The sequence below is a fragment of the Nocardiopsis camelliae genome (genome assembly GCF_028993595.1).
GTDB classification, from domain to species: Bacteria; Actinomycetota; Actinomycetes; order Streptosporangiales; family Streptosporangiaceae; genus Nocardiopsis; species Nocardiopsis dassonvillei.
Genome location: NZ_CP118614.1, coordinates 1029420 through 1053273, shown reverse-complemented (window position 1 = coordinate 1053273; position 23854 = coordinate 1029420). Strand labels below are relative to the sequence as shown.

The 23854-nt window shown below is 71.9% G+C and carries 20 protein-coding genes and 3 tRNA genes; 3 read left to right on the top strand and 20 right to left on the bottom strand.

Going from position 1 to position 23854, the window contains the following annotated elements; all coding sequences use genetic code 11:
- Window positions 1–59: 59 nt before the first annotated feature.
- The 3 genes from PV789_RS04910 to PV789_RS04900 are packed head-to-tail and all read right to left on the bottom strand — an operon-like array spanning window position 60 to window position 3210.
- Complete coding sequence (locus tag PV789_RS04910; RefSeq protein ID WP_274976328.1) at window positions 60–1289, bottom strand: trans-sulfuration enzyme family protein; 1230 nt, start codon at window positions 1287–1289, stop codon at window positions 60–62.
- An 11-nt stretch (window positions 1290–1300) separates the two neighbouring features.
- On the bottom strand, window positions 1301–2356 hold the full coding sequence (locus PV789_RS04905; protein WP_274976327.1) for an NAD(P)H-dependent glycerol-3-phosphate dehydrogenase: 1056 nt from the start codon (window positions 2354–2356) through the stop codon (window positions 1301–1303).
- Between the two features lie 8 nt (window positions 2357–2364).
- On the bottom strand, window positions 2365–3210 hold the full coding sequence (locus PV789_RS04900) for a lysophospholipid acyltransferase family protein (RefSeq protein WP_274976326.1): 846 nt from the start codon (window positions 3208–3210) through the stop codon (window positions 2365–2367).
- A 168-nt stretch (window positions 3211–3378) separates the two neighbouring features.
- Between PV789_RS04900 and cofC the strand changes: the two genes are divergently transcribed.
- The gene (cofC, locus tag PV789_RS04895) at window positions 3379–4071 is read left to right on the top strand and encodes a 2-phospho-L-lactate guanylyltransferase (protein ID WP_274976325.1); all 693 of its coding nucleotides are present in this window, start codon (window positions 3379–3381) and stop codon (window positions 4069–4071) included.
- A 262-nt stretch (window positions 4072–4333) separates the two neighbouring features.
- Here the strand turns inward: cofC and PV789_RS04890 are convergent, their stop codons facing one another.
- The 3 genes from PV789_RS04890 to leuC form a co-directional block, all read right to left on the bottom strand.
- Window positions 4334–4615 carry an HU family DNA-binding protein gene (locus tag PV789_RS04890; protein ID WP_013151244.1) on the bottom strand — a complete coding sequence of 94 codons (282 nt, stop codon included), beginning with the start codon at window positions 4613–4615 and terminating at the stop codon, window positions 4334–4336.
- Window positions 4616–4964: 349 nt separating this feature from the next.
- Window positions 4965–5561, bottom strand: a complete 597-nt coding sequence (gene leuD, locus PV789_RS04885; RefSeq protein ID WP_274976324.1) for a 3-isopropylmalate dehydratase small subunit — start codon at window positions 5559–5561, stop codon at window positions 4965–4967.
- A gap of 25 nt (window positions 5562–5586) precedes the next feature.
- Complete coding sequence (gene leuC, locus PV789_RS04880; protein ID WP_274976323.1) at window positions 5587–6993, bottom strand: 3-isopropylmalate dehydratase large subunit; 1407 nt, start codon at window positions 6991–6993, stop codon at window positions 5587–5589.
- Between the two features lie 153 nt (window positions 6994–7146).
- Here leuC and PV789_RS04875 point away from each other — a divergent pair, with 153 nt between their 5' ends.
- On the top strand, window positions 7147–7833 hold the full coding sequence (locus PV789_RS04875) for an IclR family transcriptional regulator (protein ID WP_019608647.1): 687 nt from the start codon (window positions 7147–7149) through the stop codon (window positions 7831–7833).
- A gap of 147 nt (window positions 7834–7980) precedes the next feature.
- On the opposite strand, the gene PV789_RS04870 is transcribed toward PV789_RS04875, so the two are convergent.
- The 8 genes from PV789_RS04870 to PV789_RS04835 form a co-directional block, all read right to left on the bottom strand.
- Complete coding sequence (locus tag PV789_RS04870; RefSeq protein WP_274976322.1) at window positions 7981–8898, bottom strand: helix-turn-helix transcriptional regulator; 918 nt, start codon at window positions 8896–8898, stop codon at window positions 7981–7983.
- Window positions 8899–9088: 190 nt separating this feature from the next.
- Window positions 9089–9352 carry a hypothetical protein gene (locus PV789_RS04865; protein ID WP_274976321.1) on the bottom strand — a complete coding sequence of 88 codons (264 nt, stop codon included), beginning with the start codon at window positions 9350–9352 and terminating at the stop codon, window positions 9089–9091.
- A 230-nt stretch (window positions 9353–9582) separates the two neighbouring features.
- Window positions 9583–9658: transfer RNA gene (locus tag PV789_RS04860), tRNA-Glu, on the bottom strand.
- 109 nt (window positions 9659–9767) lie between these two features.
- Window positions 9768–9840, bottom strand: a tRNA-Glu gene (locus PV789_RS04855).
- Window positions 9841–9891: 51 nt separating this feature from the next.
- Window positions 9892–9963: transfer RNA gene (locus tag PV789_RS04850), tRNA-Gln, on the bottom strand.
- Between the two features lie 135 nt (window positions 9964–10098).
- Window positions 10099–11544 carry a glutamate--tRNA ligase gene (gltX, locus tag PV789_RS04845; RefSeq protein WP_274976320.1) on the bottom strand — a complete coding sequence of 482 codons (1446 nt, stop codon included), beginning with the start codon at window positions 11542–11544 and terminating at the stop codon, window positions 10099–10101.
- Window positions 11545–11671: 127 nt separating this feature from the next.
- Entirely contained in the window at window positions 11672–12697 is a 1026-nt protein-coding gene (locus PV789_RS04840; protein ID WP_274976319.1) for a GDSL-type esterase/lipase family protein, read from the bottom strand.
- A gap of 88 nt (window positions 12698–12785) precedes the next feature.
- On the bottom strand, window positions 12786–13586 hold the full coding sequence (locus tag PV789_RS04835) for a fumarylacetoacetate hydrolase family protein (protein WP_274976318.1): 801 nt from the start codon (window positions 13584–13586) through the stop codon (window positions 12786–12788).
- A gap of 335 nt (window positions 13587–13921) precedes the next feature.
- On the opposite strand from PV789_RS04835, the gene PV789_RS04830 reads away from it, so the two are divergent.
- Window positions 13922–14743, top strand: a complete 822-nt coding sequence (locus tag PV789_RS04830) for a DUF3152 domain-containing protein (RefSeq protein WP_274978050.1) — start codon at window positions 13922–13924, stop codon at window positions 14741–14743.
- A gap of 209 nt (window positions 14744–14952) precedes the next feature.
- Here the strand turns inward: PV789_RS04830 and cimA are convergent, their stop codons facing one another.
- The 6 genes from cimA to ilvN form a co-directional block, all read right to left on the bottom strand.
- Window positions 14953–16563, bottom strand: a complete 1611-nt coding sequence (gene cimA / locus PV789_RS04825; RefSeq protein ID WP_274976317.1) for a citramalate synthase — start codon at window positions 16561–16563, stop codon at window positions 14953–14955.
- A gap of 404 nt (window positions 16564–16967) precedes the next feature.
- Complete coding sequence (locus tag PV789_RS04820; protein ID WP_274976316.1) at window positions 16968–18083, bottom strand: branched-chain amino acid aminotransferase; 1116 nt, start codon at window positions 18081–18083, stop codon at window positions 16968–16970.
- Window positions 18084–18333: 250 nt separating this feature from the next.
- The gene (locus tag PV789_RS04815; RefSeq protein ID WP_150252805.1) at window positions 18334–19398 is read right to left on the bottom strand and encodes a 3-isopropylmalate dehydrogenase; all 1065 of its coding nucleotides are present in this window, start codon (window positions 19396–19398) and stop codon (window positions 18334–18336) included.
- Between the two features lie 776 nt (window positions 19399–20174).
- Window positions 20175–21764, bottom strand: a complete 1590-nt coding sequence (gene serA / locus PV789_RS04810; protein WP_274976315.1) for a phosphoglycerate dehydrogenase — start codon at window positions 21762–21764, stop codon at window positions 20175–20177.
- 455 nt (window positions 21765–22219) lie between these two features.
- Window positions 22220–23215, bottom strand: a complete 996-nt coding sequence (gene ilvC / locus PV789_RS04805; protein WP_274976314.1) for a ketol-acid reductoisomerase — start codon at window positions 23213–23215, stop codon at window positions 22220–22222.
- Window positions 23216–23318: 103 nt separating this feature from the next.
- Window positions 23319–23843, bottom strand: a complete 525-nt coding sequence (gene ilvN, locus PV789_RS04800; protein ID WP_013151229.1) for an acetolactate synthase small subunit — start codon at window positions 23841–23843, stop codon at window positions 23319–23321.
- Between the last annotated feature and the right edge of the window lie 11 nt (window positions 23844–23854).

Sequence of the window (23854 nt, the reverse complement as noted above, 5' to 3'; positions counted from 1 at the left end):
GCTGCCTGACCCTATCTCGCCGTTGGTTGGAACCGGAGCGGGTGGAACCCCGCGGTGTGTCAGCTGTCCCCGCCGAGGGCCGCCAGGGCGTCCTCGACGAGGTCACGGGGGTCCTCCAGGCCGACGGAGAACCGTACCGCGCCCGGTGAGATGCCCGCGGCGGCCAGTTCCGGCTCGCTCATGCTGCGGTGCGACGTGGAGGCGACGTGTCCGGCGAGCGTGTGCGTGCCGCCCAGCGAGGCGGCGATGGTGGCCACGCGCAGCCGGTCGGCGAAGGCCATCCCGGCCTCGCGTCCGCCGCGCGGGTGCACGGTCACGACCGCGCCGTAGCGGCCCCGGTCGAACAGCTTGTCGGCGAGCGCCGACTGGGGGTGGGAGGCAAGCGAGGGGTGGTCGACCCGCTCCACCAGGGGGTGGCCCTCCAGTGCCGCGGCGAGGGCCGCCGCGCTCTCGCACTGGCGCTGCACCCGCAGCGGCAGCGTCTCCAGCCCGCGGTGCAGCAGGTAGGCCTCGTCGGGGGCCAGGCAGGGGCCCAGGTCCACGCGCGCGGAGCGGATGCGCGCGATCAGGTCGGGGGAGGCCACGGCCACGCCGCCGGTGGTGTCGCTGTGGCCTCCGATGTACTTGGTGGCCGAGTGCACGACCACGTCGGCGCCGTGCTCCAGGGGACGGCACACGGCCGGGGAGGCGAAGGTGGAGTCCACCACCAGGACGGCGCCGGCCTCGTGGGAGATCCGTGCCAGCTCGGGCAGGTCGGAGACGGTCATGGTGGGGTTGGACAGCGTCTCGGTGAACACCATCCGGGTGTCGGGTCCCACGGCGGCGCGCACGGCGTCGGGGTCGGTGATGTCCACGAAGTCGGTGCGCACGCCGAACCGGCGCAGCAGCCGGTCCAGCAGCGAGTGGGTGTTGCCGTAGATGGACTGCGAGGCCACCACGTGGGACCCGGCCTCGGTCAGCGCCATGAACACCGTGCTGAGCGCGCCCATGCCCGAGGAGAAGGCCTGTCCGCGCACCGGGCCCGGCACCCCGGCGCCCTCCAGGGCCGCGACGGCGTCGGCGAACGCGTCCACGGTGGGGCTGTCGATGCGCGCGTAGGAGTAGCCCTGTCGGGTGCCCGCCAGCACGTCCGCGTACTCCTGGGAGGTGTCGAACGCGTAGGTGGTGGCCCGGTGGACGGGCATGCGCATCGGGCGCTCGGCGGGAACCGGCGCCTGCGGGAGGGAGACCGCCCGCGTGTACTCGCCCTCGGTCCCGGCTCCCGCCGCGGACCCTGGTGTGTGTGACATCGTGCTCGCTCTCAGACCCCGTAGCGCTCGGGCTTGGCGCTGCGCGCCATGAAGGCGGCCAGCGCCTCGGCCGGGCCCAGGTCGTGGTGCATCATCTTGACGACGGCCTCGGTGATCGGCATGTCGACCCCGTGGGCCCATCCGAGTTCCAGGACGGATTCGGAGGACTTGACCCCCTCGGCCGTCTGCTTGGTCTCCGCGACGACCTGTTCGAGGGTTTTGCCAGCGCCCAGTTTCTCACCGAAGGTCCGGTTTCGCGAAAGCGGCGACGAGCATGTCGCGACCAGGTCGCCCATTCCGGCCAGGCCGGACAGGGTGTGCTCGTCCGCGCCCAGGGCCACGGCCAGGCGCGTGGTCTCGGCCAGGCCGCGGGTGATGAGGGACGCCTTGGTGTTGTCCCCGAAGCCCATGCCCTCGGCCACGCCGACGGCCAGGCCGATCACGTTCTTCATCGCGCCGCCGATCTCCACCCCGACCAGGTCGGTGCTGGTGTAGGGGCGGAAGTAGGCCGACTTGAACAGGCTCTGGAGCCGCACGGCCGTCGGCTCGTGCGGGCAGGCGACCACTGCGGTGGCGGGCTGGCGCTCGGCGATCTCGCGGGCCAGGTTGGGGCCCGACACGACCGCGATGCGCTCCTCGGAGTACTCCAGGACCTCGGCGATGATCTGGCTCACCCGCATGCGGGTGCCCAGTTCCACACCCTTCATGAGGCTGACGACCACCGCGTCCTCGCGCAGGTGGGGGCGCCAGTCCACGAGGTTGGCCCGCAGCGTCTGCGACGGCACCGCCAGCACCACCACGTCGGCCTCCGCCAGCGCCTTGGGGGCGTCGGCGGTGGCGCGCAGGCGCGGGTTGAGGTCGATCCCGGGGAAGTAGTCGGGGTTCTGCGAGGTCTCGTTGATCGCGTCGACCACCGAGGAGCGCCGCCCCCACAGGACGACCTCGGCGGCGGGGCCGTCCGGATGGCGTTGCCTGGCCAGGTCGGCCGCGTCCGCGATGATGTTCGCGAACACGGTGCCCCACGACCCCGCGCCGAGAACGGCGATCCTCACGTCGTCGGTACCCATCGGCTCCCTCATGCCCCCGCGCTGTTCCCGCCGTTGTCGCTCTTCGCCCCGGCCTGGTCGTCGGCCGGCGCCGTGCTGTCCGCCGCGGCGGGCGTGCCGCCGTCCACGGAGGGCCGCTCCCCGCTCCCGGCGGCCGCGGCCCGCGCCCTCCTGGGGTCGTAGGGGACCGCGGGCGGCTCCTCGCCGCGGATCCGCGCCTGGAGGGCGGTGATGTCGGCCATGATCGCCTCGGTGGCCTCCCGCAGGACCGTTCCGGTCAGCGGCTGGTCCCGGAACCGGGACAGGTCCACGGGCGGTCCGGCCAGGAACTCCACGCGCTTGCGCGGGAACAGCCTGACCTTCTTGGTGCCGTAGGGCATGATGTGCTGTTCACCCCAGTGCGCCACCGGGACCACGGGCACGCCCGTGGTGAGGGCCAGGCGCGCCACGCCGGTCTTGGCGGCCATCGGCCACAGGTCCGGGTCCCGGGTGCAGGTGCCCTCGGGGTAGAAGATCACCGAGGCCTCGTCCCGGGTGAGCGCCAGCTCGGCCTCGTGGAGCGCCTTGACGGCGTCGGTGCTGCCGCGCTTGACCGGGATCTGGCCGGTGCTCCTGGCCACCGCGCTCACCACGGGGATGCGCATGACGCCCTCCTTCATGGTGAAGGTCGGCCAGCGCCGGGCACCGATGTAGAGGAAGTGGGCGACCGTGAGCGGGTCCGCCAGGGACAGGTGGTTGAGGGCGATGATCGCGCCGCCCCTGTCCGGGACGTGCTCGGTGCCCTTCCAGTCCGGCTTGGTCACGAACCACAGGACGAACCGGACGATCCGGGAGACGACCGCTTTCACCCACCGGGATTCTCGTTGCTTGGCCACGGGACTCCTCACTCCATCACTCCGGGCCCGTCGAGGCCGCACAGCACAACCGATTCAGTGTAGGGCGTGTTCGGCGGACGCGGCCCGTCGCGGGCGGCGCAGCCGACGCCTCCTCCCCGAACGCCTACCCTCGTCACTGTCGTGCCGTACCGACGTTCCGGAGGGACCGTGACCGGCTGTGGAGAACAGGGCGGGGCGCCGTGCCCCGGAGCGCGCTGGTCCCTGGTCGTCCCGGTGAAGCGGCTCGGCCGAGCCAAGACGCGGCTGGCCCCGGCCGCGAAGGGGCGCCGCGAGGACCTGGCGCTGGCCATCGCCTGCGACACGGTGGCCGCGGCGCGGGCCTGCCCCGGGGTGGCGGCGGTGTTCGTGGTGACCGAGGACGCGCGCGCGGGCGCCGAACTGGCCCGGTCGGGCGCGGTGGTGGTGGGCGGCGAGCCCGGCACGGGGCTGAACCCGGCGCTGGAGCACGGGGCCGCGGTCGCGCGGCGGCGCCTGCCCGGGCTCGGGGTGTGCGCCCTGTCCGCCGACCTGCCCGCGCTGCGCCCCGGGGAGTTGGAGCGGGTCCTGGCCGCGGCGGCCCGGCACGGCCGCTCCTTCCTGCCGGACACTCCCGGCGTGGGCACGACGCTGTTCGCCGCCGCGCCCGGGCACCCGTTCACCCCGGCCTTCGAGGGGCCCTCGCGGGCCCGCCACCTGGCCGGGGGCGCCAGGGAGCTGGTGGTGCCGGACGTGGCGTCGGTGCGGCGCGACGTGGACACGTTCGAGGACCTGCGCGCCGCGGTGGCGCTGGGCGTGGGCCCCAGGACGCGCGGGCTGTGGGAACTCGTGGGCGGCGGCCTGTGCCCGCAGAGCGCGCCCTGAGCCCTCCTGAGGCCCCGGTGCGGCCTTCCCGCCCCTCGTGCGCTGGCAGGGGCCCGTGCGCCGCGCGTGCGCCCCATGAGCCCCACAAGGCCCTCAAGCACCCTCCTGGTGCCCCTCCTGAGCCACATGAGCCCCATGAGATCTCGGCGCACCCTCCTGGTTCCCCCGCGTCCCATGAGCCTCACGAGCCCGCGAACGCGTTCCGCCCGGGCCCCCTCGAAGGGGACCCGGGCGGACGGACCCGTCGCCGTGCGGTGGCGGGTTACTTCTTGTCGCCGTTGACCAGAGCCTTGAAGTCAGCGCCAGCGCGGAACTTCGGCACGAAGCTCGCGGGGACGTTGATGGTGGCGCCGGTGGCGGGGTTGCGGGCCGTGCGGGCCGCGCGCTCGGACTTCTCGAAAACGCCGAAGCCGGTGATGGCGACCTTGTCGCCCGACGCCACGGTGGCCTGAATGGTGTCAAGCACAGCGTTGACCGCTTCGGTCGCGGTCTTCTTGTCTCCGAGCCGATCGGAGATCGCGTCGATCAGGTCACGCTTGTTCATAAGGTTCCTCCGGTTCCCCCTTGCTCGCACGAAATTAGGGGAAGCAGAGGCCCTTACACAAATACAAACGCCTACGGGCAGGGCGTGTCGGGGCCATCCCCACCTGCGCGGCAGCTTCCGGGGGGCTCCGGTCCAGACCGGAGCCGTCCCCGACTCCAGTCCCTTTTGACCCCTTCTGCGAGCCTCAAATGCCTACGTATAACCGGATTCCGGGCACGAGCCACGCTGAGCTTAAGGACGGAAGACCCGTAAGCAAGCGCTCACAGCGTGTAAAGGTAAAATATTTCTGGACCGGGGGTGTCCTGCGTCACACAGGCCGCGGATCCCCGGCCCAGAAGCCGATCAGTGTCTAGAGGGTCACCGGCAGCCAGGGCTTGCGGGTGCCCTCGAACTCCCCGATCCCGTCCGTGTGGCGCAGGGTCAGCGCGATGTCGTCCAGGCCCTCCAGGAGCCGCCAGCGGGTGTAGTCGTCCAGCTCGAAGGACTCCCGCACGTCCGCAGCCGGAACCCGCACCTCGCGCTCGACCAGGTCCACGGTCACCTCGGTGGCGGGGTCGGCCTCGACGGCCGCCCAGACGCGGTCGATGACCTCCTGGGCCAGCAGGACCGTCAGCAGGCCGCCCTTGAGCGAGTTGCCGCGGAAGATGTCGGCGAAGCGCGAGGACAGCACCGTCTTGAAGCCGTAGTCCTGGAGCGCCCACACGGCGTGCTCGCGCGAGGAGCCCGTGCCGAAGTCCGGACCGGCCACCAGCACGGACGCGCCCCGGTACTCGGGGCGGTTGAGGACGAAGTCGGGGTCGGACTTGCGCCACTCGGCGAACAGGCCGTCCTCGAAGCCGGTCCGGCTGACCCGCTTGAGGTAGACGGCCGGGATGATCTGGTCGGTGTCGACGTTGCTCGCGCGCAGCGGCACGGCCCGACCGGTGTGGACGTCGAACTTCTCCATGAGAGGTCTCTCCTAACGGGGCGCGCTAGAGGGCGGCCAGGTCGGCGGGCGAGGACAGGGTGCCGCGCACCGCGGTGGCGGCGGCGACCTGCGGCGACACCAGGTGGGTGCGTCCGCCGCGGCCCTGGCGGCCCTCGAAGTTGCGGTTGGAGGTGGAGGCGCTGCGCTCGCCGGGCTTGAGCTGGTCGGGGTTCATGCCCAGGCACATCGAGCAGCCCGCCTCGCGCCACTCGGCGCCGGCCTCCTCGAAGACCCTGCCCAGGCCCTCCTCGTTGGCCTGCTCCTTGACCCGCATGGAGCCGGGGACGACGAGCATGCGCACGCCCTCGGCCACCCTGCGGCCGCGGATGATCTCGGCGGCGGAGCGCAGGTCCTCGATGCGGCCGTTGGTGCACGAGCCCAGGAAGACGGTGTCCACCCTCACCTCGCGCATCGGCGTTCCGGCCGCGAGGCCCATGTAGGCCAGGGCCTTCTCGGCGGCGGCGCGGGCGGAGGGGTCCCCGAACGAGGCGGGGTCCGGCACGGAGGCGTCCAGCGGCACGCCCTGGCCGGGGTTGGTGCCCCAGGTGACGAACGGGCTGAGCTCGTCGGCGTCCAGCACGACCTCGGCGTCGAAGACCGCGCCCTCGTCGGTGCGCAGGCTCTTCCAGTGCTCGACCGCGGCGTCGAAGTCCTCGTCCCGCGGCGCGTGCGCCCGGCCGCGGATGTAGTCGAACGTGGTCTGGTCCGGGGCGATCATCCCGGCGCGGGCGCCCGCCTCGATGGACATGTTGCACACGGTCATGCGGGCTTCCATGGACAGGGCCTCGATGGCCTCGCCCCGGTACTCGATGACGTAGCCCTGGCCGCCGCCGGTGCCGATCTTGGCGATGACCGCGAGGATGACGTCCTTGGCGGACACCCCCGGACGCAGCGTGCCGTTCACGGTGACGGCCATCGTCTTGAAGGGGGCCATCGGCAGGGTCTGGGTGGCCAGGACGTGCTCGACCTGGCTGGTGCCGATGCCGAACGCCAGGGCGCCGAACGCGCCGTGGGTGCTGGTGTGGCTGTCGCCGCAGACGATGGTCATGCCCGGCTGGGTCAGGCCCAACTGGGGGCCGACCACGTGCACCACGCCCTGCTCGATGTCGCCCATCGGGTGCAGCCGCACGCCGAAGTCGGAGCAGTTCTTGCGCAGCGTCTCGACCTGCTTGCGGGAGACCGGGTCGGCGATGGGGGCCAGCAGGTCCTGGGTGGGGACGTTGTGGTCCTCGGTGGCGATGGTCAGGTCCGGGCGGCGCACGGACCGGCCCGCCAGGCGCAGACCCTCGAAGGCCTGCGGGCTGGTCACCTCGTGGACGAGGTGGAGGTCGATGTAGAGCAGGTCCGGCTCGCCGTCGGCACGCCGGACGACGTGCTCCTCCCAGACCTTCTCGGCCATCGTGCGTGCCATGGGCGATCGCCTCTCTCGTAATCGTCTCGGGCGCGTCTCGTGTGGAGCCCTGCGCGGACTGCGGCCTGACTTGCATTCCATATTTCGAGACGGCAATATCAAGCCATGGACAACTCTAGCTCATCCAGCGGCGTCGGTGTCCTGGACAAGACCATGTCCGTCCTCGACGCCCTGGAGTCGGGACCGGCGTCCCTGGCCCAGTTGGTACAGATCACCGGTCTGGCCCGGCCGACGGCCCACCGGCTGGCGGTGGCGCTGGAGCGCCACCGCATGGTCACCCGCGACAGCCAGGGGCGCTTCGTGCTGGGCCCGCGCCTGGGTGAGCTGTCGATAGCGACCGGCGAGGACCGGCTGCTGGCCGTGGCCTCCCCCGTCCTGGTGCAGCTGCGCGACCTGACCGGGGAGAGCGCGCAGCTCTACCGCCGCCAGGGCGACCTGCGGGTGTGCGTGGCCGCCTCCGAGCGCAGCAGCGGACTGCGCGACACGGTCCCGGTCGGCAGCGAGTTGCCCATGAACGCCGGCTCGGCCGCCCAGGTGCTGCTGGCCTGGGAGGACTCCGACCGGATCCGCCGTTCCCTGCTGGGGGCGCGGTTCACGGCGGCCAGCCTGGCCCAGGTGCGCCGCCGCCGCTGGGCCCAGAGCGTGGCCGAGCGCGAACAGGGCGTGGCGTCGGTGTCCGCGCCGGTGTCGGGCCCCGGCGGGCGCGTGATCGCCGCAGTGTCGGTGTCGGGCCCGATAGAGCGTCTGACCCGCTCCCCCGGCCGCATCCACTCCCAGGCGGTCCTGTCGGCGGCGGAGAAGATCAGCGAGTCCCTGCACAGCTACGAGGGCGCGCACTAGCCGGGCGGCACCGCCTGCCGGGCCGTCCGGGAGGACGGTCCGCCGGCGGCACCGGGGTGGAGCGCCCGGTGACGGTCCTCCGCCCGGAAACGGGGGCGGGCGCGGGACCCCTCCGCTGCGGCCCGCCGCCGGGGACCGGTCCCGTGCTCAGGCGCCGACGAGGTCCATCGGCGACCGCGCGGTGATGGGCGCGGTCTTGGTGGACGCGCCCTCCGACGCCACGGTGAACTCGCTCTCGGGCGACAGGGCGATCATCCCCAGCCAGTCGCGCACGGTCATCCCGGGCACCAGCTCGGTCGCGTCACCGCGCTCGCCCTCCCCGTCGACCATGACCAGGGCGTGGATGCGGTTGGTCACCGTGGCGAGCACGACCGGGTGCTCGAACGCCTCCAGCCTGCGGAAGACGTCCACCGCCCCGTCCCGGGGCGAGCAGACCAGCACCGTGTAGCGGCCGCGGGCGTCGCGCACCCGCGGGTTCTTCACCAGGTAGTGGATGAACTCGCGCGTGGTGCGGGCGTGCGCGGCCAGCAGCTTGGCCACCCGGCGCGCGTCGGGGCTGTTGGCGTGGCGGACCAGGGCGAGCTCGACCTTGCGCGAGGTCTGGAGCAGCCAGTCGATCTCGGACATCTCGGTCCGCGTGGGCCGCAGCTGACCGTCGTCCAGGCCGATCCCGCGCAGCCACGCGTTGACCTCGGACCACAACCACACCAGGGAGCGGCCCACGGCCGCCTCGGGCGCGGGGAAGGGGACGCCGTCGTGGCGCTGCCCGCGGACCCACTGGTCGACGTTCTGCCTGCTCCGGCCGGTGATCTCGGCGATGTCGGAGATCCCGACCAGCTCCCGGTCGAGGCGGGCGATCCGCACGCCGGGCACGGTCACGTGGACGCGCTCCACCAGCGACCTGGCCGCCGCGACCGCGTCCGGGCCGAGCGCGGCCACGGACAGGCGGAGCGATCCGTGCCAGGAGGAGACGAGGGCGTCGAAGCTCTCACTGAGGGCCTGGACGGTGTCGTGGTCGTCCAGGTCGAACCCGTCCACGACGAAGACGAACTCGTACTCGGCCATCGGCCTCGCCTTCCTCCGGAGCGTCCTCCGGTGTGCGCCGGGCTACCGGCCGCGGTCAACGGCCGCGGCTCCCCGAACCCGCCGGGCGCCGCCCATCCGTTGGCAAACGTCAACAGGAGGATACCCGGAACGGCCGGACCCCACCACGGCCGGGGTTCTCCCGGACAGCCCGCGACCGGACGGACGGGCCTCACTCGCGGGGTCCGCCCGCGCCCCGCCGGGGGTCGTCCGGGGGCATCGGGCAGCGCCGCGCCTCCTGCCGGATGCGGCGCGCGGCCCGACCGGAGTTGCGCGGCGTCCCGGGGACCTGGATGCGGGTGCAGCCGCAGTCGCAGTACAGACGCCCCCAGTGTCCCTCCTGCCTCAGCGCCCACCCCTGTTCGCACAGGTCCTTGAGGACCTCGCGCAGCTCCTTGTCCTGGTGGTCGCCCGGACCGAGCTCACGGCCGGTCACGGTGCGCCCGGGGGCGCCGGTCCGGTCCGGACGGCTGGGGGGAGAGGGTGGCTCTTCATACGCTCCGACAGGGGTTGGGGGCCGGGGAACCGCGCCCGCCCAGTATCCCAGGGGCGCCGCGGCGCCGCGGACCCGCCTTCCGCGGCCCGGGACGGGCTCGCGCGGCTCCGGAGGGCTCGCGGGCCGGAGAACACGAAAGGCCCCATCCTGGTGGATGGAGCCTCACCTGCTGGTACCCCCGAGCGGATTCGAACCGCCGTTACCGCCTTGAGAGGGCGGCGTCCTAGGCCACTAGACGACGGGGGCCGGACTGGTCCGGGCGGACCTCTACTACGATACCCGCCCCAACCGGACACCGATGGCGTGCATCGGTCAGAAAGAAAGCCCCCACGTGGTGAGAGCTTCTCCCTCTGTGTACCCCCGAGCGGATTCGAACCGCCGTTACCGCCTTGAGAGGGCGGCGTCCTAGGCCACTAGACGACGGGGGCGCGCTTTCGGGCCTGCGACCCGCGCGATCAGCGACTCAACGCTGACCTGCGCTGGGGTACCAGGACTCGAACCTAGACTAACTGAACCAGAATCAGTCGTGCTGCCGATTACACCATACCCCAGTGCTCTGGGAGGACCCGGTCCGCTTCCGCTTTCCCGTCCCCCTCGGCGACGTGGACAACTCTAGCGGACATTCGGAGTGGTCGCGAACCGGAATCGGGGCGGCCGGGCTGTGGCCCCGACCACCCCCGTCCGCCTCAGGACCCGGCGGGGTCCTGCTGCGCTTCCAGCTTCGCCAGGGCCGCGGACAGCCGCTCCTGGACGCGCTCGCGGCCGAGCAGTTCCAGCGACTCGAACAGCGGCAGGCCGACGGTGCGGCCGGTGACCGCGACGCGCACGGGGGCCTGCGCCTTGCCCAGCTTCAGGCCCAGCGAGGCGCCGACCTCCTCGGTGGCGGCCTTGAGGTCCTCGGCGGCCCACGGCAGCTCCGGGTCGGCGAAGCGGGCCAGGGCGGCCTGGAGCATCTCCCGCCCCACGCCCGGCTTCATGGCCTTGGCCCAGCTCTTCTCGTCCTCCACGGGCTCGCGCAGGAAGAGGAAGTCCACGTTCGGCACGATCTCGCTGAGCACCGCCACGCGGCTCTGCGCGAGCGGGGCGACGGCGGCGAAGACCGCCGGGTCGTAGTCGGCCGGGTCCCACGGGGCCGCGTCGCCGGTCAGCCACGGCTGACAGCGCTCGGCGAACTCCTCGGCGGAGAGTTCGCGGATGTACTCGCCGTTGAAGGCGCGCAGCTTCTTCTCGTCGAAGAAGGCGCTGGAGCTGTTGACGTCCTCCACCCGGAACAGCGGCTGCATCTGCGACCAGGGCATGATCTCGCGGTCGTCGCCCGGCGCCCAGCCCAGCAGCATGAGGTAGTTGACCATCGCCTCCGGCAGGTAGCCCTCCTCCTGGTAGGACTCCAGGGCGACCTTGTCGCGGCGCTTGGAGAGCTTCTTGCGCTGCTCGTTGACGATGACCGGAAGGTGCGCCCACACCGGCGGGGTCAGCCCCAGCGCCTCCCACAGGAGCTGCTGCTTGGGGGTGTTGGACAGGTGCTCCTCGCCGCGGACGACGTGGGTGATGCGCATCTCGACGTCGTCGACGACGTTGGCCAGCACGAACAGCGGCGAGCCGTCGGCGCGGGCGATCACGAAGTCCTCGATGGCGGAGTGCTCGAACTCCACCCGGCCGCGGATCCGGTCGTCCACGACGGTGGGGCCGCCCTCGGGCACGCGGAAGCGCAGGGCCCGGCCCGGGCCGGGCGCCAGGTTCCGGTCGCGGCAGAAGCCGTCGTAGCCCAGGTTGGGGTTGTCGCGCCGCTCCTGCACCTCCTCGCGGGTGCAGTCGCAGTAGTAGGCGCGGCCGTTCTTGTACAGCTCCTGCGCGGTCTCGCGGTGCTTGTCCGCGTACTCCGACTGGAAGTAGGGGCCCTCGAAGTGCGGGTCGTCCTCGCCGATGCCGAGCCAGGCCAGCGCGTGGATGATGCCCTCGGTCCACTCCGGGCGGTTGCGGGCGGCGTCGGTGTCCTCGACGCGCAGCACCATGCGGCCCTCGGGCCGCTGCTGTGCCAGCGCCCAGTTGAACAGCGCGGAGCGCGCGCCGCCGACGTGGAACATGCCCGTGGGGGACGGGGCGAAGCGGGTACGAATCGAAGTCTCAGTCACGCGCCCAGGGTATCCGCGCCGGACGGGGGCCCGGGGAAACCCGCTGGTCCCCGCCGCGCGCACGGGGCCGCTTCCCCGACCGGGGCCGGGCCGCGGCCGGGGCGGGACTGTGGGCGGCGCCCCCGCCTCACTCCCCCGCGGAGGCGGTGGGCAGCGGGCGCGGGTAGGGGCGGCCGATCCCGTAGCCCTCCGCGAGGGCGTCGGCGAAGGCCGCGGCGATCTTGACCTCCCCGCGCGCGTTGGGGTGGGTGCCGTCGTAGGTGTCGGCGGCCGCGTCCCAGTCCTCGCCGCCCGCCACGTCCAGGCTGATCACCGGCGAGCGCTCCGTGGACATGTCGGCGGCGACCTCGCGGATCAGGACGTTGTAGGCGTACACGCGCAGGGCGAAGCCCTCGTCGGACTCGGCCAGGGCGATGGGCGGGGTCTCGGCGAGCACGACGCGCAGGTGCGGGTTGGCCTCGCGCGCCGCCTCGACGTAGCCGCGCAGCCGGTACTCCATCTCCTCCATCGTGACCGGCCACAGCAGGTCGTTCACGCCGAGCATGACGCACAGCACGTCCGGGCGGTGGACGCGGACGTCCTCCCGGATGGAGGAGGAGGCGTCGCGCAGGGTGCGGCCCCACAGGGCGTTGTGGTCCTGGTCGAAGTCGGGGTCCCGGTACTCGGCGGTGTCCGGGTCGCCGTCCGCGCCGGGCCAGACGGTGCCGTCCCCGGGGAGCTGCTCGCCGGGGGCGGAGGGGACCGCCCCGGGGACCGGCCCGCCGTCGCCGTCCTCCTGGTAGTCCTCGGCCGGGTCGCCGTCCGGACTCGGCGTCGCCTCGTCCTCGGTGGTGGGGACCGGCAGGATCATGTCGCGGCTCGCGGGGTCGCTGTAGGGGCCGACGAAGTCCAGCTCCTCCACGTGCGGGGAGAGGTGGTTCCACAGGTGGTAGCGCCAGGTCCGGTCGCCGTTGGCGCCCTGGGTCATCGAGTCTCCCGCCAGCATGATGCGGTGCGGTTCGCTCACGGGTCCCCCTGTCGGTGTGCCGGTGCCGCCCCCGCCGCCGTCGGTGCGCGCGACCGCCCAGTAGGTGATCCCCGCGGCCAGGAGCACGAGGGCGAGCGCGCCGGCGAGGACGGGGGCACCGGTGCGGCGGCGTCGGGGGACGGTCAACGGACTGCCTTCCACTCGTGCGCGGGTCGGCGGCGCGGACGCCGCCGACCCCTTGGGCCGCGCGGGACCGGCGCGCGGAGCCGGGTCATCAGTCGCGGGCCACCACGCGGTTGGTGATGGTGCCCAGCCGCTCCACCGTGACCGAGACCTCCTGGCCGACCTCGACCGGACCCACCCCGGCGGGGGTTCCGGTGAGGACCACGTCACCGGGGAGCAGCGTCATGAAGGAGGTGACGTAGGCGATGATGTCCGGGATGTCGTGGATGAACTGCGACGTGCGCCCGTCCTGGCGGGTCCGGCCGTCCACGGTGGTGGTGACGGCCAGGTCCTGCGCCTCCTCGACGCTCATCCCGGTGGTGATCCAGGGACCGATGGGGCAGAAGGAGTCGAAGCCCTTGGCCCGCGTCCACTGCTTGTCCTTCTTCTGGAGGTCGCGGGCGGTGACGTCGTTGGCGACGGTGTAGCCGAAGATGACGTCCTTGGCGCGCTCGCGCGGCACCTCGCGGCAGGGGCGGGAGATGACGATGGCCAGTTCGCCCTCGTAGTCCACCCGCTCGGAGACGGCGGGGCGGAAGATCGGGTCGCGGGGCCCGGTCACGGCGGTGGAGGGCTTGAGGAAGACGACGGGCTCGTCGGTGGACTCCCCCGTGACGTCCTTCATCTCCGCGACGTGGTCCGCGTAGTTCTTGCCGATGCAGACCACCTTGGTCGGCAGCACCGGTGACAGCAGCCGGACGTCGGAGAGCTTGGCCCGCTCGCCGGTCAGCTGGATGTCGCCGATGAGGGGGTGGCCGCTCAGCCGGGCGACGAACTCCTCCCCGGTTTCGGAATCCTTCTCTACCAGGCCGAATCCGACCTCGTCACCGGACGCGAACCGCGCGATGCGCACCTGATGCCTCCCAGCAGCCCTGTTGTCTCGCTTGCGGTTGAAGGGTATCGGCGCGGCGGGCGGACGGGAGCGGACGGGACCCGTCCGAGGGGAGTCGAAGGACACATCCGCACCGCGCCGCGGACGGCACAGAAGCACACGGAAGCCGCGAAGGACCGCAGGCCGCTCACGCCTCTCGTACCTGCTCTTCCCGGACACTGCCTTGGCCTTTCCTTGGGCCGGACTCTGGCATGCTGGGTCCGTCGTCCGCCGTCGAGAGGCTGGTTCCCGTGCCCACGTCCGCTTCGCCCGGGGGTCGCCCCCGCGCCCGGCACCGCAAGCGCCGCCGGTACCCGATGGGTCTGGCACTGGGTCTGTGCCTGGTCTCCGGTGCCTCCACCGTGCTCATGGTGAGCGTGCCCGGATACGGGCCCGACCTCGGCGACCCCGCCGAGACCTCCGCGTCCGGACCGGTCGGCGACGGGGTTCCCGAGGAGGGCGGCGACCGGAGCACGTCCGCGGAGGGCCGGGACTCGGCGGGCGGGGCCGCCGCGCCCGAAACGGAGCCCTCCGCCGATCCCGCCGAGCGGACCGAGGAGGAGCAGACCCCGCTGCTGCTCCGCTCCGTGGAGGAGGAGGTCGAGAGCGCCGAAGGCGAGTTCTCCGTGCTGGAGGGCGGGAGCGACGTCATGGGCGACGGCCCGGTGACCACCTTCGCCGTGGAGGTCGAGAAGGGGCTGCCCGGGGACTCCGAGGACTTCGCGGCCGCCGTGGAGGAGATCCTGGGCGACCCGCGCAGCTGGGGCGACGACGGCGAGCGCGCGATGCAGCGGGTGGACGGCGACGACGCCGACGTCCGCGTGCTCCTGGCCGCCCCGGACACCGTGGACCGGCTGTGCGCCCCGCTGAACACCGACGGGTACGTGTCCTGCGCGAACGGGAACCGGGCGATCATCAACCAGAACCGCTGGGTGTCGGGCGTCCCCCACTTCGAGGACGACCTGGAGACCTACCGGATCTACCTGATCAACCACGAGGTGGGCCACACCCTGGGCCACGGCCACGTGGACTGCCCCGGCGAGGGGGAGCCCGCCCCGGTGATGCAGCAGCAGACCCTGGGCCTGCAGGGGTGCGAGCCCAACGGCTGGGTCCACCCCGACAACGGCTCCGAGGACTGAGGGGCCCGTCCGGAGGCCGTCCGTGCTTTTTCGGGCCGACCGCGCGCACCCGCTCAGTGACTCTTTGTATCTATTCGGAAACGAAAAGCGACGGCCGGGCCGTTGTGAAGGGCGGCCGCGGCCGACGCGAGGGGGCGGGGCGATCATCGCCCCGCCCCCTCGTCCGCTCCCCGGCTTCCGGAGGGGCTCCGGTTCCCGGGTACCGCCGGTCAGTCCTGCGGGTAGCCCTGGCGGAGGAGCCCGTAGGTGACGGCCTGTTCGAGGGCGACCCAGGACGCGTCGACGACGTTGGGCCCCACGCCCACCGTGGTCCACTCCCCCGCCCCGTCGCTGAAGGTGACGAGGATGCGGGTGATGGCGTTGGTGCCGGAGCTGCCCTCCAGGATGCGGACCTTGTAGTCGGTCAGCTCCAGCCCGGCCAGCGCGGTGTACACGCTCTCCATGGCGCTGCGCAGCGCCCGGTCCAAAGCGTTGACGGGGCCGTTGCCCTCCGCGGTGGCGATCACGCGTTCGCCCTTGACCCGCAGCTTGACGGTGGCCTCGGTGAGGCTCTCGTAGTCGCTGGACAGGGGGCTGGAGCCGGCCCGGGGACGGCGTTCGGTGATGACGCGCCAGGACTCGGTGTCGAAGTAGCGGACCGGCTGCCCCAGTTCCTCGCGCAGCAGCAGGTCCAGAGAGGCGTCGGCGGCCTCGAAGCTGTAGCCCGACAGCTCCAGGCCCTTGACCCGCTCCACCGCCCGCCCCGACAGGGCGCGGTCTCCGGACAGGTCCAGGCCCAGCTCCTTGGCCTTGAGTTCGATGGAGGCGCGCCCGGCCATGTCGGAGACGAGCATGCGCATGGTGTTGCCGACCAGTGCGGGGTCCGTGTGCTGGTACAGGTCGGGGTCGACCTTGATCGCGGAGGCGTGCAGCCCCGCCTTGTGGGCGAAGGCCGACACCCCCACGTAGGGCTGGTGCGTGTCGGGGGTGAGGTTGACGATCTCGGCGATGGCGGTGGCCACGCGGGTCATCTCGGCCAGGCAGCCCTCGGGCAGGACCTCCTGGCCGCGCTTGAGCGTGAGCGCGCCGACCACGGAGAAGAGGTTGGCGTTGCCGACCCGCTCGCCGTAGCCGTTGGCGGTGCACTGTACGTGGGTGGCGCCCGCGTCCACGGCGGCGAGGGTGTTGGCGACGGCGCAGCCGGTGTCGTCCTGGGCGTGGATGCCCAGGCGCGCGCCGGTGGCCTCGCGGACCTCGGTGACGATGCGGGTGACGTCGGTGGGGAGCATGCCGCCGTTGGTGTCGCACAGGACGACGACGTCGGCTCCGGCTCCGGCGGCGGCGCGGACCACGTCGAGCGCGTGGTCGGGGTTGTGGAGGTATCCGTCGAAGAAGTGCTCGCAGTCCACGAACACGCGTTGGCCGTGTTCGCGCAGGTGGGACACCGTGTCGGCGATCATCGCGAGGTTCTCGTCGAGGGTCGTGCGCAGCGCGCGCTCGACGTGCCGGTCGTCACTCTTGGCGACAAGGGTGACGACCGGTGCGCCGCTGTCGCGCAGGGCGGCCACCTGTGGGTCGTCGGCGGCCCGCACACCGGCACGGCGGGTCGCGCCGAACGCGGTGAGTTGCGCGTGCTCCAGCGTCAGCTCTCGTGAAGCCCGCTGGAAGAACTCGGTGTCCTTGGGGTTGGCCCCCGGCCACCCCCCCTCGATGAACGCCACCCCGAAGTCGTCCAGCAGCTTCGCGATGGCCAGCTTGTCGGAGACCCGCAGGTTGATCCCCTCGCGCTGGGCCCCGTCGCGCAGCGTGGTGTCGAAGACGTGGAAACTGTCGTCCCTCATGGGTGGAACTCCCGAAGGTGGATGCTGTGGTGTGGCCGACCGGGCCCCGCCAACAAAAAAGACCCCTCGTGGACACGAGAGGTCAGCGCGCTGGCGGCGTCCGATGGTCAGCCAGCGCGCCTCACGATAATGAGCACCTGAGACGGCATGAGGTCAGTGTGCCACACGGTGGCGGAGTTCTCGGTGCTCACCGGCAGATTGTCCCACCATGCGAGACGTCGGTTTCTCACACCGGACATACCCGACACCCCGCCGAAGGCTCCCCCGAGCACCGTCGACCCGCGCGGACCACCCGGGAGCACGCCGTCCCGGGACGAGCGGGCCGACGCGGCACGGTGACCGACGTCACCGGGAGGAGGGCCGGGGCGGGCCGCCCGGGGAGAGGGCGGCCCGCCGGGGACGCGTCAGAACCGGGTGATCCAGCCGTGCTCGTCGGCGCGCAGACCCGTCTGGATGCCCACCAGCTCCTCGCGCAGGCGCATGGTGACCGGGCCCGGGGTGCCGTCGCCGACGGTGAACTCGCCGTCGTCGCCCTTGACCCGGCCGACGGGGGTGATGACGGCCGCGGTGCCGCAGGCGAACACCTCGGTGAGCTCGCCGGACTCGGCCGCCTCGCGCCACTCGTCGGTGGAGATGGGCGCCTCCTCGGCCGGGATGCCGAGGTCGGGGGCCAGGGTCAGCAGCGACTCGCGGGTGATGCCCGGCAGCAGGGTCCCGGTCAGCGGGGGCGTGCGCAGCCGCGCGTTCTCACCGGAGCCGAACACGAACCACAGGTTCATGCCGCCCATCTCCTCGACCCAGCGGTGCTCGCGGGCGTCGAGCCAGACCACCTGGTCGCAGCCCTGCTCCACCGCCTGCGCCTGGGCGAGGAAGCTCGCCGCGTAGTTTCCCGCGAACTTGGCCGCGCCCGTGCCGCCCGGAGCGGCGCGCGTGTAGTCCCTGGACAGCCACACCGTCACCGGCTGGACGCCGCCCGAGAAGTAGGAGCCGACCGGCGAGGCGATCAGCAGGTAGACGTAGGAGCGGGACGGGTGGTTGACGCCCAGGCCGACGTCCGTGGCGACCATGAACGGGCGCAGGTACAGGCTGAAGCCCTCCCTGGTCGGCACCCAGTCGCCGTCGTGCTCCAGGAGGAGTCCGATCGACTTGAGGAAGAGCTCCTCGGGGAGCTCGGGCATCGCCATGCGCGCCGCGCTGCGGTTGAAGCGGGCCGCGTTGGACTCGGGGCGGAAGGAGGCGAGCGAGCCGTCGGGGTGCCGGTAGGCCTTGAGTCCCTCGAAGATCTCCTGGGCGTAGTGGAGGGCGGCGGTGGCCGGGTCCAGACTCAGCGGACCGTACGGCTCCAGCTTCGCGTCGTGCCACCCCTTCCCCTCGGTGTAGTGGATGCTCACCATGTGGTCGGTGAACACCTGGCCGAACCCGGGACTCTCCAGCAGTGCCTCTCGTTCCTGCGGGGTCTTCCGCCTGTCGGAGAGCTGGATGTCGAACGTCAACCCGCTTGTGGTGGTGTCGTTGTTCATGTTGTCGGTGGTCCTCTCGGGTGCATCAGGCCGGCAGCATCGCCGGCCTGGAATCTAGTCTGTCTGAAGAGCGCACCCGGTGCCAGAGCAGGAGTGACGCACGCGAGGGCGGCACCGCTCGGGGAGCGGAGCCGCGCGCGGGCACGGCGAAGGGCGCGCTCGGGAACCCGGGCGCGCCCGTCGACGGTGGAGGTGGATCGTGCCGTCAGCCGCGCCGCAGGGAGGGAGGGCAGGGCTTCCGGCGTGTGCGTCAGCCCTGCTCGGCTACTCGCGCGGCGAGGTCGTCGCCGATCTGGGAGGTGGAGCGGACCGCGCCGTTCTGGGCGCGGGTCTTGAGGTCCGTGGCGACCGCGGCCTCGATCCGGCGGGCCGCCTCGGGCACTCCGAGGTGCTCCAGCATGGTCGCGGCCGAGAGCACCGTGGCGGTGGGGTCGGCCTTGCCCTGACCCGCGATGTCGGGCGCGGAGCCGTGGACGGGCTCGAACATGCTGGGGAAGGTGTTGTCCGGGTTGATGTTGCCGCTGGCGGCCAGCCCGATGCCACCGGTGATGGCGGCGCCGATGTCGGTGATGATGTCGCCGAAGAGGTTGTCGGTGACCACCACGTCGAAGCGGGCGGGCTGGTTGACGAAGAACATCGACGCGGCGTCGACGTGACAGTAGTCCACGGCGACCTGCGGGTACTCGGCGCCGACCTCCCGGACCACGCGCTGCCACAGCTCACCGGCGAAGGTCAGGACGTTGTCCTTGTGGACCAGGGTGAGCTTGCGGCGGGGGCGGGAGGCGGCCTTGTCGAAGGCGTAGCGCACGACGCGCTCCACCCCGAAGCGGGTGTTGACGCTGTCCTGGGTGGCGATCTCGTGCGGGGTGCCCTTGCGCAGGACGCCCCCGGCGCCCGCGTAGGGGCCCTCGGTGCCCTCGCGGACCACCAGCATGTCGATGTCCTCGGGGCCCACGCCCGCGAGCGGGCTGTCCACCCCCGGGTAGAGGCGGACGGGGCGCAGGTTGACGTAGTGGTCGAAGTCGAAGCGCAGGCGCAGGAGCAGACCGCGCTCCAGGACGCCGCTGGGGACCGACGGGTCGCCGACGGCGCCGAGGTAGATGGCCTCGTGCCCGGCCAGCTCGGCCTCGACCGAGTCGGGCAGGGTCTCACCGGTGCGGTGCCAGAGCCTGGCGCCCAGCTCGTACTCGGTGGTCTCCACGGCGAGGTCGTGCTGGGAGGCCGCGACCTCCAGCACCTTGAGCCCTTCGGCGATGACCTCGGGACCGATCCCGTCGCCGGGAATGACCGCCAGTTTCACGGTGCGCGCTGCCATACGGACTGCCTCTGCTTCGACACGGCCCCACCGGCCGCTTCTCATATGGTGAGACCAGGATGAACACTGAATGAGACAACCCTACCGCCCCGGCGGAGTGCGGACGCCTCCGGCCGGGGGTTCGCGCGGCCGCCTCCGAGGCCGGGCCTCAGGCCCGCCGGTTGAGGGCGTCCTGCAGGGCGCGGTTGATCTCGTCCTGGGAGTCGGGCGCGGACGGGTACTCGATCATGTCGTACATGCGATCCTCCGGATGCGTTGCGTGACCGGAGCCGGGAACGGCGCGGCCAGGGAATGCTCTGCGACGAGGTGCACTACGGGACCGGGGTTCGGGGCGGATCGCGCCGAACGGCGGCGGAGCGCGGAACGTGGGCGACGGTGTCCACGGGGACGAGGAGCCCTCCGGGCGGGATCGACCGCCGTGGAACGCCCGCACGGGCCCCGGTGGGGGCGCTCGCGGCGCCGGGCGGCGGCCTCCGGCTGTGGAACCGGTGCCGCTGACTCCTAGGACCTCAGAATATCGGATGTCCAACTATATGGCCAGGGTTTCTCACCATACGAGACGCCGAGATGTCTCCGCTGGTCAGGACCCGGCCACTTCGGGCCTCGGTTCCGCACCACAACCACACAGACATGAATAAAAGCCGCGAAGGGCGCACGACTCACCGCGCCGCGCGGTCCCCGGACAGCACGAGGGGCCGCACCGTGCGCGGCGCCCGTGGGCGCCGAACGCGGTGCGGCCCCCGCCGCGACCACCGGGGAGGAACCCCCGGGCCCTCCTAGTCCTCCAGGTCGACCTGACGGCTGACCTCGGCGTCGATCTCGGCGGAGATCGAGGCGAGGGTGTCGTCGGGCACCGCGGAGTCCACGGTGAGCGCGATCAGCGCCTTGCCGCCCTCCTGGTCCCGGATGACCTGCATGCCCGCGATGTTGACACCGGCGTCGCCCAGCAGGGCGCCGACCGTGCCGACCACGCCGGGGCGGTCCTCGTAGGACAGGAACACCATGTGCTCGGCCAGGCCGATCTCCATGGTGTAGTTGTTGATCTCCACCAGCTTCTCGACCTGGCGGGGACCGGTCAGGGTGCCCGAGACCGACACGCGGGTGCCGTCGGCGAGCACGCCGCGGACCGTGATGAGGTTGCGCCAGTCGGTGTTGTCGTCGCTGGTGACGAGGTTGACCTCGACGCCGCGCTCCTTGGCGAGCAGCGGGGCGTTGACGAAGGTCACGGTGTCCTCGACCACGTCGGCGAACACGCCCTTGAGGGCGGCCAGCTCCAGCACCTTGACGTCGTGCGAGGCGATCTCGCCGCGCACCTCGACGTCGATGCGGCTGGCGATGGTGCCCGCGAGGGAGGTGAACACGCGGCCGAGCTTCTCGGTCAGCGGCAGGCCCGGCTTGACGTCCTCGGCCACGCCGGTGCCCTGCACGTTCACGGCGTCGGGGACGAACTCGCCGGAGAGGGCCAGCTTGACCGAGCGGGCGACCTGGGTGCCCGCCTTCTCCTGGGCCTCGGCCGTGCTGGCACCCAGGTGGGGGGCCACGACCACGCTCTCGAACTCGAAGAGGGGGCTGTCGGTGCACGGCTCCTTGGAGAACACGTCGATGCCCGCGCCCGCCACGCGGCCGTCCTTCAGGGCCCGGTAGAGCGCGTCCTCGTCCAGGATGCCGCCGCGCGCGGCGTTGATGACGCGCACGGTGGGCTTGACCTTGCTCAGGGCCTCGTCACCGATCAGACCCACCGTGTCCTTGTTCTTGGGCAGGTGGATGGTGATGAAGTCCGAGCGCTCCAGCAGCTCGTCGAGCGTGGTCATCTCCACGCCGATCTGGGCCGCGCGGGCGGGCTGCACGAAGGGGTCGTAGGCGATGACCTGGGTGCCGAAGGCCGACAGGCGCTGCGCGACCAGGGCGCCGATGCGGCCGAGGCCGACGATGCCGACGGTCTTCTCGTAGAGCTCGACGCCGGTGTACTTGGAGCGCTTCCACTCGCCGTTGACCAGGGCGTTGTGCGCCGGGGCGGTGTTGCGCGCGCTGGCCAGCAGCAGGTTGATGGCCTGCTCGGCGGCGCTGATGATGTTGGAGGTGGGAGCGTTGACCACCAGGACGCCGGCCTTGGTGGCGGCCTCCACGTCCACGTTGTCCAGACCGACACCGGCCCGGGCCACCACCTGCAGGCGGGAGGCGGCGGCGATCGCCTCGGCGTCCACCTGCGTCGCGCTGCGCACGATGAGGGCGTCGACGTCGGCGAGGGCGGGCAGGAGCTGGGACCGGTCGGCGCCGTCGACGTGGCGTACCTCGAAGTCCTCCTCGAGCAGCGCGATTCCGGCGGGCGAGAGCTTTTCCGCTACGAGTACGGCGGGTTTGGGCACAACGGTTCCTTTTCGGGTGGTGCGGCCCGACCGCGCAGGTGGTGGGCGCTGCCCGGATCGGGGTGACGGCTGGTCGAAAGTCTACCGGCGGGGTAGGGAAGCCCCACGGGGACGGGTGGCCAAGAGCCGCCCGTCCCCGTGGCACGTCCTTCGAACGGGCCTCAGCTCAGGGGTTGTCCGGGCGCCCACGGGGTTCTGGAGGTGCCGGAGGTGAGACTGCGAGGAACGAGCCGTCTCACCGAAGACACCGAAGGTTCCCACGTCGAAGGGCGCCCGAACAGGGGCCGAAGCGCAGCGGCGGCCCCAAGGGGTACCGTTCGGGCGCGGCGGGGTTCTGGAGGTGCCGGAGGTGGGTTCGCGAGGAACGAGCCAACCCACCGGAGGCGCCGAAGGTTCCCGCCTTTGGTGCGCCCGAACACGGGGCGAAGCGAAGCGGAGGCCCAAGAAGGCACTGCCTAGGCCTTGAGCCAGCTCATCAGCGGGCGCAGCTCCGCGCCCACCTTCTCGATCTGCTCGTTCTGCTCGGCCTCGCGGCGCTTGGTGAAGGTCGGCTGCCCGGCGTCGAACTCCTCCATGAGCTCCTTGGCGTAGGAGCCGTCCTGGATCTCGCCGAGGATCTTGCGCATCTCCTGGCGGGTCTGCTCGGTGATCAGGCGCGGGCCGCGGGTGTAGCCGCCGTACTCGGCGTTGTCCGAGACCGACCAGTTCATCTTGGAGATGCCGCCCTCGTACATGAGGTCCACGATGAGCTTGAGCTCGTGCAGGCACTCGAAGTAGGCGATCTCCGGCTGGTAGCCCGCCTCGACCAGGGTGGCGAAACCGGCCTTGACCAGTTCCTCGGTGCCGCCGCAGAGCACGGCCTGCTCACCGAACAGGTCGGTCTCGGTCTCCTCGGTGAACGTGGTCTTGATGACGCCGGCCCTGGTGCCGCCGATGCCCTTGGCCCAGGACAGCGCCAGGTCCCAGGCCTGCCCGCTGGCGTCCTTCTCGACCGCGACCAGGCAGGGCACGCCGCGCCCGGCCTCGTACTGGCGGCGGACCAGGTGGCCCGGGCCCTTGGGGGCGACCATGGCCACGTCCACGCCCTCGGGCGGGGTGATGAGGCCGTAGCGGATGCTGAAGCCGTGGCCGAAGAAGAGGGCGTTGCCCGCCTCCAGGTTCGGCGCGATCTCGGCCGCGTACAGGTCCCGGTGGATGTGGTCGGGGACCAGGATCATGATGACGTCGGCCTCGCGGGTGGCCTCCGCGGGGGTGAGGACGCGCAGGCCCTCCTCCTCGGCCTTGGCCCGGCTCTTGGACCCCTCGGCGAGGCCGATCCGCACGTCCACGCCCGAGTCGCGCAGCGACAGCGCGTGCGCGTGGCCCTGGCTGCCGTAGCCGATCACGGCGACCTTCCTGCCCTGGATGAGCGAGAGGTCCGCGGCGTCGTCGTAGTACATCTGTGCTGCCACTTGGGGTTGCTCCTTGTTTCTCAGTTTCGTGGGGGACGCGGTGGGGTCCGTCCGTGCACGGGCCCCGGGTTCACCAGCCGGAGCGGTGACCCCGGGGACACCGCTACGCGCTGCGCTCGACCGTGCGGAGGGATCGGTCGGTGATCGACCGGGGTCCGCGTCCCAGGGCGACCAGCCCTGATTTGACGAGTTCCCGGATGCCGAACGGCTCCAGGTTCCTGACCAGGGCATCGAGCTTCTCGGGGTCGCCGGTGGCCTCGATGACGACGACGTCCGGGCTGACGTCCACGACGTGCGCGCGGAACAGCTCGGCCGTCTGTAGCACGTGGGTGCGGCTGGACGCGTCGGCCTTGACCTTGACGAGCAGGAGCTCGCGCCGGACCGACGCGGTGGTGTCCATCTCCACGATCTTGACGACGTTGACCAGCTTGTTGAGCTGTTTGGTCACCTGCTCCAAGGGGTGGAGGTCGCAGTTGACCACGATTGTCATCCGGGACAGTCCTGGGTACTCGGTGTTGCTCACACTGAGCGAGTCGATGTTGAAGCCTCGACGGGAGAAGAGGGCGGAGGCGCGGGCGAGGATACCCGGGGTGTCCTCCACCAGAACGGAAAGCGTGTGACTGCTCATGGTGGTTCCGC

Bases quoted from the DNA above. Each gene is read 5' to 3' on its own strand.
- PV789_RS04910 (WP_274976328.1), bottom strand. From the start codon at position 1,289: ATGTCACACACACCAGGGTCCGCGGCGGGAGCCGGGACCGAGGGCGAG.
- PV789_RS04905 (WP_274976327.1), bottom strand. From the start codon at position 2,356: ATGGGTACCGACGACGTGAGGATCGCCGTTCTCGGCGCGGGGTCGTGG.
- PV789_RS04890 (WP_013151244.1), bottom strand. From the start codon at position 4,615: ATGAACAAGCGTGACCTGATCGACGCGATCTCCGATCGGCTCGGAGAC.
- leuD (WP_274976324.1), bottom strand. From the start codon at position 5,561: ATGGAGAAGTTCGACGTCCACACCGGTCGGGCCGTGCCGCTGCGCGCG.
- leuC (WP_274976323.1), bottom strand. From the start codon at position 6,993: ATGGCACGCACGATGGCCGAGAAGGTCTGGGAGGAGCACGTCGTCCGG.
- PV789_RS04875 (WP_019608647.1), top strand. From the start codon at position 7,147: ATGTCCGTCCTCGACGCCCTGGAGTCGGGACCGGCGTCCCTGGCCCAG.
- PV789_RS04870 (WP_274976322.1), bottom strand. From the start codon at position 8,898: ATGGCCGAGTACGAGTTCGTCTTCGTCGTGGACGGGTTCGACCTGGAC.
- PV789_RS04830 (WP_274978050.1), top strand. From the start codon at position 13,922: ATGGGTCTGGCACTGGGTCTGTGCCTGGTCTCCGGTGCCTCCACCGTG.
- cimA (WP_274976317.1), bottom strand. From the start codon at position 16,563: ATGAGGGACGACAGTTTCCACGTCTTCGACACCACGCTGCGCGACGGG.
- PV789_RS04820 (WP_274976316.1), bottom strand. From the start codon at position 18,083: ATGAACAACGACACCACCACAAGCGGGTTGACGTTCGACATCCAGCTC.
- PV789_RS04815 (WP_150252805.1), bottom strand. From the start codon at position 19,398: ATGGCAGCGCGCACCGTGAAACTGGCGGTCATTCCCGGCGACGGGATC.
- ilvN (WP_013151229.1), bottom strand. From the start codon at position 23,843: ATGAGCAGTCACACGCTTTCCGTTCTGGTGGAGGACACCCCGGGTATC.